Origin of the sequence: Methylomonas montana, assembly GCF_030490285.1 — a bacterium.
Classification (GTDB): Bacteria; Pseudomonadota; Gammaproteobacteria; order Methylococcales; family Methylomonadaceae; genus Methylomonas; species Methylomonas montana.
In genome coordinates this window covers 2028855-2042104 of the sequence record NZ_CP129884.1, presented here as the reverse complement: position 1 = coordinate 2042104, position 13250 = coordinate 2028855, and the positions used below count along the sequence as shown (strand labels likewise).

The 13250-nt window shown below is 53.4% G+C and carries 14 protein-coding genes; 7 read left to right on the top strand and 7 right to left on the bottom strand.

What is annotated here, in order from left to right:
• Window positions 1–4 precede the first annotated feature (4 nt).
• From QZJ86_RS09500 to QZJ86_RS09480, 5 genes are all read right to left on the bottom strand, one after another.
• Window positions 5–1045: an urease accessory protein UreH domain-containing protein gene (locus QZJ86_RS09500; RefSeq protein WP_301938461.1), complete on the bottom strand. Its 1041-nt coding sequence runs from the start codon at window positions 1043–1045 to the stop codon at window positions 5–7.
• Between the two features lie 37 nt (window positions 1046–1082).
• A complete protein-coding gene (locus tag QZJ86_RS09495) occupies window positions 1083–2861 on the bottom strand; it encodes a multicopper oxidase family protein (protein ID WP_301938459.1) in 1779 nt (592 codons plus the stop codon).
• A 162-nt stretch (window positions 2862–3023) separates the two neighbouring features.
• Window positions 3024–3452, bottom strand: coding sequence for a phosphate-starvation-inducible protein PsiE (locus QZJ86_RS09490; protein WP_301938457.1), 429 nt, complete (start codon window positions 3450–3452; stop codon window positions 3024–3026).
• A gap of 19 nt (window positions 3453–3471) precedes the next feature.
• Window positions 3472–4383, bottom strand: coding sequence for a sulfite exporter TauE/SafE family protein (locus QZJ86_RS09485; RefSeq protein WP_301938455.1), 912 nt, complete (start codon window positions 4381–4383; stop codon window positions 3472–3474).
• A gap of 14 nt (window positions 4384–4397) precedes the next feature.
• Window positions 4398–5090 (bottom strand): MBL fold metallo-hydrolase, encoded by a 693-nt coding sequence (locus QZJ86_RS09480; RefSeq protein ID WP_301938454.1) that lies wholly within the window; start codon window positions 5088–5090, stop codon window positions 4398–4400.
• A gap of 196 nt (window positions 5091–5286) precedes the next feature.
• On the opposite strand from QZJ86_RS09480, the gene QZJ86_RS09475 reads away from it, so the two are divergent.
• The 7 genes from QZJ86_RS09475 to QZJ86_RS09445 all read left to right on the top strand — a co-directional run bounded on the left by QZJ86_RS09475 (window position 5287) and on the right by QZJ86_RS09445 (window position 12271).
• Window positions 5287–6651 carry a sigma-54 interaction domain-containing protein gene (locus tag QZJ86_RS09475; RefSeq protein WP_301938452.1) on the top strand — a complete coding sequence of 455 codons (1365 nt, stop codon included), beginning with the start codon at window positions 5287–5289 and terminating at the stop codon, window positions 6649–6651.
• Window positions 6652–6989: 338 nt separating this feature from the next.
• A complete protein-coding gene (locus QZJ86_RS09470; protein WP_301938450.1) occupies window positions 6990–8147 on the top strand; it encodes a pyridoxal phosphate-dependent aminotransferase in 1158 nt (385 codons plus the stop codon).
• An 81-nt stretch (window positions 8148–8228) separates the two neighbouring features.
• Complete coding sequence (gene ribA, locus QZJ86_RS09465; RefSeq protein WP_301938449.1) at window positions 8229–8885, top strand: GTP cyclohydrolase II; 657 nt, start codon at window positions 8229–8231, stop codon at window positions 8883–8885.
• The gene (locus tag QZJ86_RS09460) at window positions 8863–9579 is read left to right on the top strand and encodes a RibD family protein (protein ID WP_301938448.1); all 717 of its coding nucleotides are present in this window, start codon (window positions 8863–8865) and stop codon (window positions 9577–9579) included. The genes ribA and QZJ86_RS09460 overlap by 23 nt, the downstream gene beginning before the upstream one ends.
• Window positions 9576–10616: a zinc-dependent alcohol dehydrogenase gene (locus QZJ86_RS09455; protein WP_301938447.1), complete on the top strand. Its 1041-nt coding sequence runs from the start codon at window positions 9576–9578 to the stop codon at window positions 10614–10616. Before QZJ86_RS09460 ends, QZJ86_RS09455 begins: the two co-directional genes overlap by 4 nt.
• A 178-nt stretch (window positions 10617–10794) precedes the next feature.
• Entirely contained in the window at window positions 10795–11172 is a 378-nt protein-coding gene (locus tag QZJ86_RS09450; RefSeq protein ID WP_301938446.1) for a 6-pyruvoyl trahydropterin synthase family protein, read from the top strand.
• Between the two features lie 13 nt (window positions 11173–11185).
• Window positions 11186–12271, top strand: coding sequence for a glycosyltransferase family 4 protein (locus QZJ86_RS09445; RefSeq protein ID WP_301938445.1), 1086 nt, complete (start codon window positions 11186–11188; stop codon window positions 12269–12271).
• A 33-nt stretch (window positions 12272–12304) separates the two neighbouring features.
• On the opposite strand, the gene QZJ86_RS21610 is transcribed toward QZJ86_RS09445, so the two are convergent.
• Together QZJ86_RS21610 and QZJ86_RS09440 are read right to left on the bottom strand one after the other, a co-directional pair.
• On the bottom strand, window positions 12305–12502 hold the full coding sequence (locus QZJ86_RS21610) for a DUF6316 family protein (RefSeq protein ID WP_407081645.1): 198 nt from the start codon (window positions 12500–12502) through the stop codon (window positions 12305–12307).
• Window positions 12503–12782: 280 nt separating this feature from the next.
• Window positions 12783–13208 carry a hypothetical protein gene (locus tag QZJ86_RS09440; RefSeq protein ID WP_301938444.1) on the bottom strand — a complete coding sequence of 142 codons (426 nt, stop codon included), beginning with the start codon at window positions 13206–13208 and terminating at the stop codon, window positions 12783–12785.
• Window positions 13209–13250 lie beyond the last annotated feature (42 nt).

Genomic DNA, 13250 nt, shown 5'->3' with positions numbered 1-13250 from the left:
CTCTTTACTTGATATGCTGTTGTGGCATAGTTTGATGGGGCATTGCCGAGGTCTGACCGGTTTTCAGCATCGCTATGCCGCGCTGAGCCATCATCGCTCCCATTGCAATGACTAATATTCCCGATACGCGGACCATTTGCCGCATGCTGGCATGCGGTAGCGCACTGGCAAACAGGCCGAATCCCAATAAAGGCACCAAGGTACCCAAACCGAACATCAACAGAATCATGCCACCTTGAAAAGGATCACCGCTGCCGGCCGCCATCACGTACATCGCCTGTAACGGCCCACAACCCAATAGCAATCCGCTCAACAAGCCGGTGCGTAAAGCGCTGCGTGAAGGCTTGCGCAACTCGCCGGCTACCGCTCGATTGACAGTTTTGGGCATGCGCAAGCTAAAACCCCGCAGAAACCCAAATACATTGAGCATTTTCAAGCCGTAAATCAGCAAAAAAACACTAGCGGCCAACGCCACACCACCGCGAATTTGCGGGGTAATGGCGATGGTCGCACCCAGCAAACCAAAGCCGGCACCGAGCACGGTGTAGGACAAAGTTTTACCAAAAGCATAGTTCAGATGCGCCAGCAGCTGTCGAGTCTTTGAGCTGGCAGGATCGGTATAAGCGACCACAAAACCGCCGCACATACCGATGCAATGGAAACCGGTCAGAAATCCGATACCCAGCAATACGGCATAGCTCATCTGCGGCTTGATCTGCTGCATCACGCCCGGCATCTGGCTTTTGCCCCAGAACGCAACGCCGCCGACTAACACCAGTAATACCAGAAAAATCAGCCCGCGTTTGATTTTGCCTGTCGTCGATACAGAACCTGCCTCAACGACATAGCCTTTAGCTTCTATACACTCGCGTATCTTTGCTTCGTCGACTAATGCCTCGTCAAATTCAACATCCACCGCCGCTTTGCGATAGCTGGCTTTAACGTGACGTACACCGGGTAAGACGCCAACCGCCTGGCTGATGATGTCCTCGCAACCCGTACAATGCATGCCATCGATTTTTAAATGTTTGTTACCGACCGCCATATCGTGCTCCCTGATAATGTGAGTTAACCTATCGCGATCATTCCACTAAAAAGTCGCGCATCATGCCCATGTCCTCGTGTTCGAGATTGTGGCAGTGGTACATGTACAAACCCTTAAAATCCTGGAAGGGCTTGATGATCTTGACCCGCTCGCCCGGCATCACCAGTACGGTATCTTTCCAGCCGCCTTCGATGAAACCGTCCTTGACCGAGGCATAAGACCGACTGTCACTGTTACTAACGGTACGGCTGAAGATTTGGAAATACTGGCCGTGCAAGTGAATGGGGTGTGCCATCGCCATCATCATACCCATGCCGCCGCCACCCATTCCACCCATTCCACCCATTTTAGGGCTGCCATCGCCGCTATCGTTGCTGTGGCGCATTCCCATGCCCATGCGGTGACCGCCTTCGCCTTGGGCTTTGTCGCCACCATGACCGCCATGCGCATGAAAAATTTCCATCAACTGCACCGTGTTGAACGGGATGCGTTCGCTGGGCTGGATGTCGTTGTAGGCATAGGGCCGGCCGTTCAAGACCATGCGCATCGGCCCTTCGGAAATAGCGATCGGCACCGGTTTGTTGGGATTGGCGGTGTCGTTAGCGGTATAGTGTTTAATCGTAGACAGTTTATTCGGCAGCGCCGGACTATCGCTAATGTTTTTGGTCACGCGCACCGTGAAGATTGGATAATCGCTGCCGACCGGCAATGCACTGCCGTGCATACCCATCCCCATCCGATGACCGCCGCCACCGTGCGGTTGGTCGTCACCACCGTGTTTGCCGGTCATCATCCGTTCGGCCATTCCTGGCAACACACCTGAAAAAGACCGGCTGCGCAATACCAACTGTGAGCCGACTTTACGCCCGCTGAAATCCGCCCACACATCCAGACGTTCGCCGGGGGCCAGCATCACGTAAGGTTTGTTGACGGGTGTTTCCAGCAAGCCGCCATCGGTACCGATTACGGTAACGGGTATGCTGGCACCAGAATGGCCGTCGTCCCAGGCCAGCTTGTAAATACGCGCCGTTGAGCCGTTGAGGATACGGAAGCGGTAAGCCCGGCTGGCGACGTCGAGCTTAAAGTCGGGGCGGCCGTTGACCAAAATACGGTCGCCGTAAAAGCCCATCATGCGGTCGTGCATCTGACGGACATATTGCAGTTGATTGTTGGCGTCGAACAGCCGATCTTGAATCACGATCGGCACTTCATATTCTCCGCCCGGCAGTTCCAGGCGGCGCTCTTCGTCGTCATTGACCAATATAGCCCCGGCCAGACCGTGGTAAACCTGCTTGGCGGTGGTGTTGTGCGGATGCGGGTGGTAGATGTTCATGCTGGCGCGATTGAGCATCTCGAACTCGTAGACCAGGGTTTCGCCCTTGTCGATCGCATAAAGCGGATGGCCGTCCTGTTCCGCCGGCACATGCAGGCCGTGCCAGTGGGTGACGGTCGGTTCGTCGAGTTGATTATGCAGATTGATTCGGATCTTCTGACCTTTTTCGAAACGCATCACCGGCCCCAAATACGAACCGGGAATCTCGGTCAAGGTATTCGCCGGTCCTTTGACCAGTTTGCCGGAATATTGCAGAACCTGGGTCGGTTGGCCTGGCAATATCGATACAGACGACGGTTTGCAAATCAAATTGATTTCCACGTCGGGATGAAAATTGGCCGACGCCTTTTTCGGTGTCATTTTCGGCATCTCACCCATCCCTTCCATAGCGTGTAACCAGCCCGGCAATCCTGCATAGGCCAATAATCCAGCGCCGGTTTGTGCAAAAAAACGGCGGCGGGAAGGGTTGATGGTGTGTTTCATAGCATCTCCTCGACCTTGGTAGGTTCTTTTAATAATCGTTTTGAAAATCCCGTCTGTGCGGCATTTTCATCCCCCAACAGTGACTGCTCCTTGATGATCGCCTGGCTTTTTGGCCCGGTGCGCCGTCGCCTCCCTGCGCCAGCTAAAACGGTTTGACTCCGCTCAGTGGTATTCTGATTCCGACGGCGGTTTGCGGATCACCCGCGTGGCAATCGCCAGCAGCAATATCGCCGTCGATACCCATAACATGCCCATTCCGGCTTCATGATGCGCCTGCACATCGGCGATGAGCAAGCGGGCCAGCGCGGTGATGGCGATGTAAATCAGGCAACGTACCGGCATCGCATTGGTCTTGAAATAAATTCCCACCATCGCCCCCAGTTCCAGGTAAATGAACAGCAACAGTATGTCGCCGATGGTGGCGTGACCTTGCAGCATCATGCCGCCGTAAGCAATCACCCCGGACCAAACCACGCTGGCGCCGATCACGAATAAGGCCAGATAATGAAAGACCTCAATCAGCAGGTTACCGACGGCATCGACCCGACTTTTCCAGCTCTGATGTACTTGTTCAAAATGTTCGCTGTCCATTTTCATCCCCATTCGCTAGTTAATGTGGTGTGAACACAACGGCATCGGCTTTGTGGATCAAGCGACCAATGCGCAACACCAGTAACACCAGTAATAATCCAACCGCTGCCTGCCCCGGCCCTTTGGCATCCGCCAACCATAACTCGACCGATGCCAGCAACTGCTCTGTCACCGCTTGCGATAACACATAACCGGCCACCAGTATCACCATAATCCCGAATGCTTTGCGCAATGCCGCCGGTTTGACGTAGGCCGAAAGCCATGCGCCGACCGCGCTACCGGAAATGGCGCCAACGGTAACGATAGCTGTCAACTCCCAATCCAATGCAACAGATTGACTAAAGCCGCTCAAGCCGGCCAGCGCGTTCATCGCTATGATCAACAACGAGGTACCCACCGCGCCCTGCATCGGCAAACCGACCAGTAAGGTCAACGCCGGCACGATCAAAAAGCCGCCGCCGACGCCAACCATGCCGGTCAAGCCGCCGACAAAAAAACCGTCGAACAGCACCCGGACAAATGGCACCCGCAACGGACAGACCGATGTTAACGAACCGGCTGTATCCGGTTTGCTGTCGCCACGTTTGCCGCGCAGCATCAACAAACCGGTCGATAGGCTGACCAAGCCAAACAGCGTCATCAACACATCGCCAGAAAAATGCGCCGCCAGACGTCCGCCACCGAATGCGCCAACCATGCCGGCCAGGCCAAAGAACAAACCGCTTTTCCAGCACACCGAGCCGCGCCGGGCATGAGAAATTAAAGCCATCAGGCTGGAAATGCCCACCACTACGAACGAAGTGACGATGGCTAGTTTCGGTTCGACGTGCAGTACATACACCAGCATCGGCACGGTCAGAATCGAGCCGCCGCCACCGAGTAAGCCTAGCAGCAAGCCGATAATCACCGCCAAGCTCAAGGTCAGCAACATGGCCGTGTCCTCGCCTATTCCACAACCAGTCCGCAGGACTGGTTGGCCGGCAAGGCCTTATCGATAAACTTGGGATAGGCCAGTTTCAATTCCTGCATGATGGCGATAAATTCATCGCGTGTCTTGCCGCCGCCCAAGCGTGGATTTTTCGCGATTTCCTGCTTGATAGTGGAGACGGTGTTGCCATTGTAATCATGGCCCGGATAGACCAGGGTGTCGGCTGGCAACGTGAACAGTTTGCCGGTGATGCTGTCGTACAGCTGACCGGCATCGCCTTGTTGGAAATCCGTACGACCGCTGCCACCTATCAATAACGCGTCGCCGGTAAACACCCGGTCGCTCATCACATAACTAACACAGCCACTGGTATGACCGGACGTATGGCGTACTTCAAATTCCAGATCGCCGACCTGCAACAACACACCGCCGGTGACCAGCAAATCGGCACACATGGCCCCGCCATCACGATGCACCACGCTCTTGCTGCCGAGTTTTTCCCTGAGCAATCCGGAACCGGTGATGTGATCGGCGTGAACGTGAGTCTCCAAGGTATAGATCAACCTTAGATTCGCTGCTTGCAACAGCTCGAGATAGTCGTCGATTTCCGAAGCGACCGGATCGATCAAAACCGCGCGCTGGGTCCGCTCACAGCCTAACAAATAGCTGTAGGTGGAAGTTTCGGGCTCAAACAATTGACGAAAAAACATAACGATACTCCAGAAAGCCTGTTATTCAGAATTAACTAATAAACTTATATCAAGTATCGTGCCAACGAGCCGAATTGTTGCAGGGCACTAAATTCAAGGCATGGGAGCAGCGCAAATTGCCGGAAATGTTTCAATTTGAAACAACGAGACATTTCTGCTACAGTTGAAACATATTTGAAACAAGCATGCCTATTCCATGAGTCAATCTTCCCCCTTTTTTAATCGCTGGCTCAGCCAGATGGGCCCTGATCAAGTGATAGCCATACTCACCGAGCTAGTAGACAGCGGTGCTGTATTTGCAGTGGATGCCGGCGGTAAAGTACTGTTCTGGAGCAAAGGCGCAGAGAAATTGTTTGGCCTACCGGCGGAATCCGTTCTGGGTAAACCGTGTGCACAAACGCTGGGATGCGAGGAAGGCCAAGATCCCTGCGGCCTCGCCGAGCTAGGCTCAATCAAAGCGCAAATCGTCAAACCTAAACGCGCCAATGGTGAACGCGTCAGCTGCTACCGTACTGCCCGAGCATTCTTTGACGCTGAAGGCCAATTCGCCGGTGCGCTGGAATTTCTTCAACCTCAAGCGTCAACCGAAACGGTGATAGGCAAACAAGGTAACAGCGAAAGTTTCCATGGGATTTTGTCCCGCGACCCAGCCATGCTGGAGGCAATCAAAATAATCCGTAACGTCGCGGAAACCGAAGCGACCGTGCTAATCCGGGGTGAGTCGGGTACAGGCAAAGAATTGGTCGCTCGCGCCTTACATCAGGAAAGCCCCCGCCATCAGCAACCTTTCCTGGCTATCAACTGCGCGGCGCTCAGCCCTAGCCTTTTGGAAAGCGAACTGTTTGGTCATGTCAAAGGGGCGTTTACCGGAGCGGTGCGAACTCATGCAGGTTTGTTTCAACGTGCGCATGGCGGCACTTTATTTCTCGACGAAGTCGCCGAATTACCATTGGAATTACAGGCCAAGCTGCTGAGAGTCTTGCAAGAACAAAGTTTCATCCCGGTTGGCGGCGATTCAGCAGTCAGCGTCGATGTTCGCATCATCGCCGCCACCCATCGCTCACTCCGAGAGGAAGTGAAAGCGGGACGGTTTCGAGAAGACCTGATGTACCGGCTACGCGTGGTGCCGGTATTTCTCCCGCCCTTACGGGAACGTCGGCTCGATGTGAATTTATTACTCTGGCACCACATCGATCTGCATAATCTTCATGGCCGGCGCCACGTCGACAGCATCGCACCGGAAGCGATGCGACGTTTACTCGATTACAGTTGGCCCGGCAATGTCAGGGAACTGATCAATGTGATCGAATACGCGTTCGCGGTAGGGCGAGGAAATGAGTTGCGCACGGACGATTTGCCGCCGGAATTTCGTGAATCTAAAACGATCGTTGCCAGCAAGCAAGCAACGTCGGCCAAGCGCAAAAAATATCAAAACGAAGCGGATATGATTCGTGAAGCATTACAAATGACAGATGGCAATTTGGAGGCAGCTGCCAACTATGCCGGCATGAGCCGCGCCACATTTTGGCGAAAGCGAAAAAAATATAAAATCGATCCGTAATGGAACATTGAATTTGCGATTGGTGTTTGCGTTACACAATTCCCCGTAACACCGGGATGTTTCATTCAAACCCAAAACAATCGGCTGACACGGAAATATTGTCCTCAACCATTTCACGATTACTCGAATTGATACAACAAAGCCTTCCGCCAATATGATCGTCCTCTTTGGGAGCCATATTCTCAAAAAAGCATATATATATCTCATCTTATCGTTTTGCCAGTTATACGAGTTTCAGTAAGATTTCCGACTTGAGAATATTTTGAGGCTTGGATGAGCACAAAAATATCCGAAATCCTAGTTGACCATCAATCCCCATATCATTCAGGACTCGTTTAATGAATTTCCCCATTGCCCATCGTATTGCCGATCTACGGCCCTCCGACATCCGTCTGATGACCAAGGAATGCGAACGGGTTGGCGGCATCAACTTAGGGCAAGGCTTGGGCGATTTGCCGACACCGCCTCTGGTCAGAGACGGCGCGATCAAGGCCATTCTGGATGGGCAAAATACCTATACGCCTTCCGAAGGCGTGACACCGTTACGGCTGGCGATCGCGGAAAAATTAAAACGGGATAACGGCCTAGAAGTCGATCCCGAGAACGAAATCGTCATCAGCAACGGCACCACCGGCGCGTTCGCGGCCACCTTGACGGCCCTGCTCAATCCCGGCGACGGCATCATCCTGCTGGAACCCTATTACGGTTACCACCTCAATACCATTCTTTTGCAGGGGCTTGAACCGCAATTTCTGACGCTGACGCCGCCGGAATTCAGCCTAGATGAAGCCGCGCTGAACGCCGCCGTGCGCTCCAATACCAAGGCCATGGTGCTCTGCACGCCATCCAATCCCAGCGGCAAGATGTTCAGTGCCGCGGAACTGGCCATCGTCGAGCGCGTCGCCGAGCAGCATAATCTGCTGATCATTTCCGACGAAATCTACGAATACATCACCTACGACGGCCGGCAGCATATATCGCCGGCAACGGTCGGCCGCTTGGCAGAGCGCACGGTCAGCATCATGGGTTTTTCCAAGACCTTCAGCATCACCGGCTGGCGCTTGGGGTATGCGGTAGCAAAAGCGCCTTTGGCCAATGCCATCAACCTGGTGAACGACCTGCTGTATGTCTGCGCGCCCTCACCATTGCAGTACGGCGCGGCGGCCGGCCTGCAAGCGACTCCCGAGTATTTCCAGCATCTCAGGGCCGAATATCAGCGCAAACGCGACATAATCTGCGAAGGCCTGAACGATGCCGGACTGACGCCGCTGGTGCCGCAAGGTGCCTATTACGTGCTGGCCAGCATTGACCATCTGGGTTTTCCCGATGCCAAAACCGCATCGATCAACCTATTGGAACAAACGGGGGTCGCCAGCGTGCCTGGCAGCTCTTTTTACCAAAGCCGCGCAGGCGAGAGCCTGATCCGTTTCTGTTTCGCCAAAGATGACGCCACGCTTCGAGAAGCTGTTGCGCGTCTGCGTAAACTCCGTTCATAAAGTTCAAATTTCCTTGGCAGTATTCCGACATACTGAATGAGATACCGCCCTATCAGTTCTATGCAATGTAAATGATCCGCCATGACTAAGCCTGCCGTTTCCCGAATCACCGCCTCCCGTATTCCGACTGCTTACGGCGACTTTCAACTCTGTTATTACAGCAATACCCTGGATCAAAAAGAACATCTGGCTTTTGTGATGGGGAGCGTCGCCGAGGCCGAGAATGTTCTGGTGCGCATCCATTCGGAATGTTTTACCGGTGACGTACTGGGTTCCAGACGTTGCGACTGCGGTGAGCAACTGGACCGCTCGCTGCAATTGATCGCCAGCCAAGGCGCCGGCGTCTTGGTTTATCTGCGTCAAGAGGGGCGCGGCATCGGTCTGTTGCAAAAACTGCGGGCTTATAACCTGCAGGATCAAGGCTACGACACCGTCGACGCCAACCTTTTGCTGGGTCACGGCGCGGACGAACGGGATTATTCCTTGGCGGCGCGCATTCTGGAAAACCTTGGCGTCAAATCGGTGCGCCTGATGACCAACAATCCCTTAAAAATTAGCGCGCTGGAAAACGAGGGTATCCGAATCAATGCGCGTTTCCCACTGGAAGCCGCGGTCAATCCGGACAACGAGAGCTACCTGCAAACCAAAGCCCGCCGCATGGATCACCTGCTGCAACTCAGACCATATCCGTCCGTAGCAAACCTTAGAACAGCCCATGATTGTGAACCAACAAATTGAGCATTGGCTGACTGCGCAGAAAAATGCCGCAGAGTCCGCCAAACGCCCGTTTGTCACACTGAGCTACGCACAGAGCTGGGATGGCAGCATCACCACCCGCGCCGGTGAAACCCTGGGCCTGAGCGGCACCGAATCGATGAAGTTGACCCATCAGCTGCGTAGCCTGCATGACGGCATATTGGTCGGGATTGGCACGGTGCTGACCGACGACCCGCAACTGACCGTACGCGAATGGTCCGGCGCCAATCCTCAGCCCATCGTGCTAGACAGCCATTTGCGCATGCCACCCACGGCAAGGCTTTGCCAGCGTTTGGATAAAAACTGCTGGGTGTTGACCCGTTTAAAAAATGACAGTGGCTTTGACGGCAAGGCTGACATCATTACACTCGAAGGCGATGCGGAAGGCCGCGTCAATTTGCGCGAAGCTCTCAATTTACTTTGGGAAAAAGGCATCAGGACACTGATGGTCGAAGGCGGCAGCCAGGTAATCACTGCGTTTTTGAAAGCGCAATTGGCCGACGCGCTGGTGTTGACGGTTGCGCCAACCTTGGTGGGCGGTTACAAGGGCGTCGGTAATTTGGAGCTAGGCTGCAAAAGCCAGCTACCGCAAATTCGCCCCCTATATTCGCAGATGCTGGGCGACGATCTGATCATGTGGGGCAACCTGCACTATCGGGAGCCGGTTCTGTCGTGAATGCCCGTCAGCTCTGGTTTACCGAACCGTACCGGGTCGAAATCCGCGAACAGCCGTTGCCAACGCCAGGGCGCGGACAATTATTGGTCAAGACTATCTGTTCGGCGATCAGCGCCGGCACGGAAATGCTGGTGTACCGGGGACAACTACCCGCCGATATTGCTTTGGATGCCTCGTTGGCATCGTTGCAGCAACAAACCGCTTATCCCTTACAGTACGGTTATGCCTGCGCGGGCCGCGTCGAACAAATTAGCGATGGCATCGATGCCGGTTGGCTAAATAAACGCGTGTTTTCGTTTCAGCAGCACGCCAGTCATTTCATTGCCGCGCCAGACCAACTCATCGCCCTGCCTGAGGATGTAGAACCGGAAGCAGCGGTATTTTTAGCCAACATGGAAACGGCGGTGAATCTGGTGCTGGATGGCAATCCGACGCTGGGCGAGCGCGTGGTAGTTTTGGGACAAGGCATTGTCGGATTGTTGCTAGCCAGCGTGTTGGCGCAGTTTCCGTTGACGCAACTATATGCCGTGGACAGCATCGCCGGGCGCCGCGACCGCGCATTGCAATTAGGGGTAAAACAGGTCTTCGATCCAGTCGAGGACAGCCAAATAACCGCATTGAAACGCGCTTTACGACTACCCGTGGATTTATCGACAACGCCGGATTCCGGTGCCGATCTGATCTACGAAGTCAGCGGCGTGCCGGATGCCTTGAACCTGGCCATCGAGTTATGCAGTTATTCCGGCCGCATCGTCATCGGCAGTTGGTACGGCAACAAATCCGCCCACATCCAATTAGGTGGGGTGGCACATCGTAATCGGATAAAACTAATCAGCAGCCAGGTCAGCAGCATTGCACCGGAGCTGAGCGGCCGCTGGGATAAAGCGCGCCGCTTCGAGCTTGCCTGGGACATGATTAGGCGGGTGCAGTCGCAGCAGCTGATCAGCCACCGTGCCGCGTTGGAACAAGCCAGCAGTGTTTATCAGCTCCTGGACCAAACACCGGAAAAAGTCTTGCAAGCCATTTTTATTTATTAAAACCAGTATTCACTTAGCGTAGGTTGGGCTGACGCAGGAAGCCCAACAACTCAAGCCAAGCGTATTTGCATTCATTAAAGTATGTGCCAAATAATGAGGGCTTTGGCTTAGAAATGTTGGACTGCACGTTGTCATCAACCTACGCAAAGTACATACAAAAGCCCTTAGGAAAACCAATATGTACAGCGTAGCCGTAAGCCGTGATTTCATCGCCAACCATTATTTAATCGGCGGCGATTGGGGCAGCGAAAATCAACCTCACGCCCATCATTACGTCGCGGAAGTCCGTATCGACGGCACCCAACTCGACCAACATGGCTATCTGGTGGACATCGTCGCCATCGAAGCCGCGCTGGATGGTATCGTCACGGAATTCGGCAACCAACTGCTGAACGACAAACCGGAATTCGCAGGCCTCAATCCCAGCATCGAGCATTTCAGCCGCATCATCTGCGAAAAATTACTCGCCGCCATCAACCCGCCTGGGACCGGCAGGCTGCGGGCAAAACTTTGGGAAAACGATCAATGCTGGGCGGCTTACCGACTGACGTTCTAACGGGTTAAAGCCTATGCGCATAGGTCTGTTGATTTATGGAGACATGGAGACCGTCAGCGGCGGTTATCTGTACAACCGCAAACTGGTGTCTTATCTGCAAAGCCAGGGCGAACAGGTCACGATTATTAGCCTGCCACCGCGCAATGTTTGGCGCCATCTGGCTGATAATTTCCGCAACGACTGTCTGCAGCAGATCGCCGCCGCCGAGATCGACATACTTATTCAGGATGCCATGGTGCATCCGTCGGTATTTTTGCTAAACCGGCGACTAGGCCGGCAGCTCGCCATCCCGATAGTAGCGCTGGCGCATCTGCTGACCAGCTTCGATCATCACCCCTGCTATAGCGCCTGGTTTTACCGGGCTATCGAGCGCTACTATCTCAAATCCGTAACCGGCGTCATCGCCAACAGCCAAACCACACTGGCGCAAGTGTGCGAGTTAATGGACGGTGGATTACCAGCTCACTGCGTCGCGGTGCCGGCCGGCGATAATTTCCAGGATGCAGGCGTTGATTTTAACGCCATTCAACAGCGTGCGCTGGCGCCAGGTTCGTTACGAATTCTGGTCGTGGGCAACCTCATCCGCCGCAAAGGCTTACATGTGTTGATTTGGGCACTCAGCCAACTTCCAGTCGAGGATTTTCGGGTGACAGTCGCCGGGCGGCTGGATATGGAGCCTGGCTATGTCGAGCATATTCGGGCACTTGTCAGCGCTTTACGATTGCAGGCGCAGGTAGTTCTAATAGGACCGGTGCAAGGCCAAGCCCTCGCCGACCTGTACCGGCAACATCATCTGATGGTATTGCCTTCCGCCTATGAAAGCTATGGCATCGTCTATCTGGAAGCCCAACAATTCGGTCTGCCAGTGATTGGTACTACGGCGGGAGCGGCCAAAGAAATTATCGATCATGACCGCAATGGTTATCTGATAGCCCCAGAAGACCATAGAGCATTGGCCGATCTGTTGCGGAAGCTGAATCAGAATCGAGAGTTGTTAATGCAATTGAGCAGAAACGCCTTGATAGCCTTCACCAGTCAACCCAGCTGGGATCAGTCCTGCGAAATCATTCGGCAATATCTATACGCCGGAATTGAATAGCGCAATATGTTGTCGCCGAAGAGTCGAGGCCAATCAGCCGCTTGCTAATAAGCGGGTCCGCCGGCTTGAGCTGCCTTGTTTAGTCCTGCTAACGATGAAATCATGAAGCGCTATTTGGGCGTTCGTTTTTGAGGTAAAAGGGCCTTGCCGGCCTTCCCTGGTTAAAAAGTACCATACCCTTAAACCGGTATTCGGATTTACGACGGAAAGAAATCGTTCAGTTCTAAACATAGCCACGCATCCTTGGTTTAAAATCCCCCTAAATAAGCCAAGTACAGTCATTATCCATGCCAGATTTTAAGATGTTGATAAATCTGGATTTATTGCAAATGACCAGGCAAAAACTGTTGATAGATACGCAGACTCTGTTGGCTGGCTGTTCCTAAAACACGAGTTCAAATTGAATTGGCTCGATCAGGACCGTAGGATGCGCTGAACATCGTGAAGCGCATCGGTCGCGATTGATAGTCGACGCTTCCAACTCTGGTTAGAAATAGCAATAAATCAAAACTCACATCACAAACAAAGAACTCAGGAAAACAATCCCCGTCACCGTGGACAGCAATTTCACTTTGTTGAATAGAGTCAGCGAAAGCCAATAGGCTTTGAATTCCGTTTTTCTGCACGCCCAAGCCAGTCGCGTATATCGTTTAAAGCGTTGATAAAGACTTGGCAACATCCGCCACAGCCAACGCATCAATAAACCGGCAATCAGCAGCAGAATATAGAATGTGACGATCTGGCTGCCGTGCCGGGACGTATGGAACAGATGCTCCACCGTATGTTCAATGCCCAACTCAAACCATTCGTACGCTATATGAATGATTTCAAAAATAAAATGCAGTAGGTTGAGGATCAGATCGATCACCCAGTCATACATGACAAGGGACAACGCCACTAGCGCAACAATAATCAAATCAAAATGCTGTTTGATCATGTCGATTCCTGAAGGTTTAGATGTAGGATGTGCTGAACAGAG

What these genes read in the sequence shown, in the direction of transcription:
- QZJ86_RS09470 (WP_301938450.1), top strand. Translation starts at nt 6,990, where the DNA reads ATGAATTTCCCCATTGCCCATCGTATTGCCGATCTACGGCCCTCCGAC.
- QZJ86_RS09460 (WP_301938448.1), top strand. Translation starts at nt 8,863, where the DNA reads ATGATTGTGAACCAACAAATTGAGCATTGGCTGACTGCGCAGAAAAAT.
- QZJ86_RS09450 (WP_301938446.1), top strand. Translation starts at nt 10,795, where the DNA reads ATGTACAGCGTAGCCGTAAGCCGTGATTTCATCGCCAACCATTATTTA.
- QZJ86_RS09490 (WP_301938457.1), bottom strand. Translation starts at nt 3,452, where the DNA reads ATGGACAGCGAACATTTTGAACAAGTACATCAGAGCTGGAAAAGTCGG.
- QZJ86_RS09500 (WP_301938461.1), bottom strand. Translation starts at nt 1,045, where the DNA reads ATGGCGGTCGGTAACAAACATTTAAAAATCGATGGCATGCATTGTACG.
- QZJ86_RS09485 (WP_301938455.1), bottom strand. Translation starts at nt 4,383, where the DNA reads ATGTTGCTGACCTTGAGCTTGGCGGTGATTATCGGCTTGCTGCTAGGC.
- QZJ86_RS09495 (WP_301938459.1), bottom strand. Translation starts at nt 2,861, where the DNA reads ATGAAACACACCATCAACCCTTCCCGCCGCCGTTTTTTTGCACAAACC.
- QZJ86_RS09475 (WP_301938452.1), top strand. Translation starts at nt 5,287, where the DNA reads ATGAGTCAATCTTCCCCCTTTTTTAATCGCTGGCTCAGCCAGATGGGC.
- QZJ86_RS09440 (WP_301938444.1), bottom strand. Translation starts at nt 13,208, where the DNA reads ATGATCAAACAGCATTTTGATTTGATTATTGTTGCGCTAGTGGCGTTG.
- QZJ86_RS09480 (WP_301938454.1), bottom strand. Translation starts at nt 5,090, where the DNA reads ATGTTTTTTCGTCAATTGTTTGAGCCCGAAACTTCCACCTACAGCTAT.
- ribA (WP_301938449.1), top strand. Translation starts at nt 8,229, where the DNA reads ATGACTAAGCCTGCCGTTTCCCGAATCACCGCCTCCCGTATTCCGACT.
- QZJ86_RS21610 (WP_407081645.1), bottom strand. Translation starts at nt 12,502, where the DNA reads ATGTTTAGAACTGAACGATTTCTTTCCGTCGTAAATCCGAATACCGGT.
- QZJ86_RS09445 (WP_301938445.1), top strand. Translation starts at nt 11,186, where the DNA reads ATGCGCATAGGTCTGTTGATTTATGGAGACATGGAGACCGTCAGCGGC.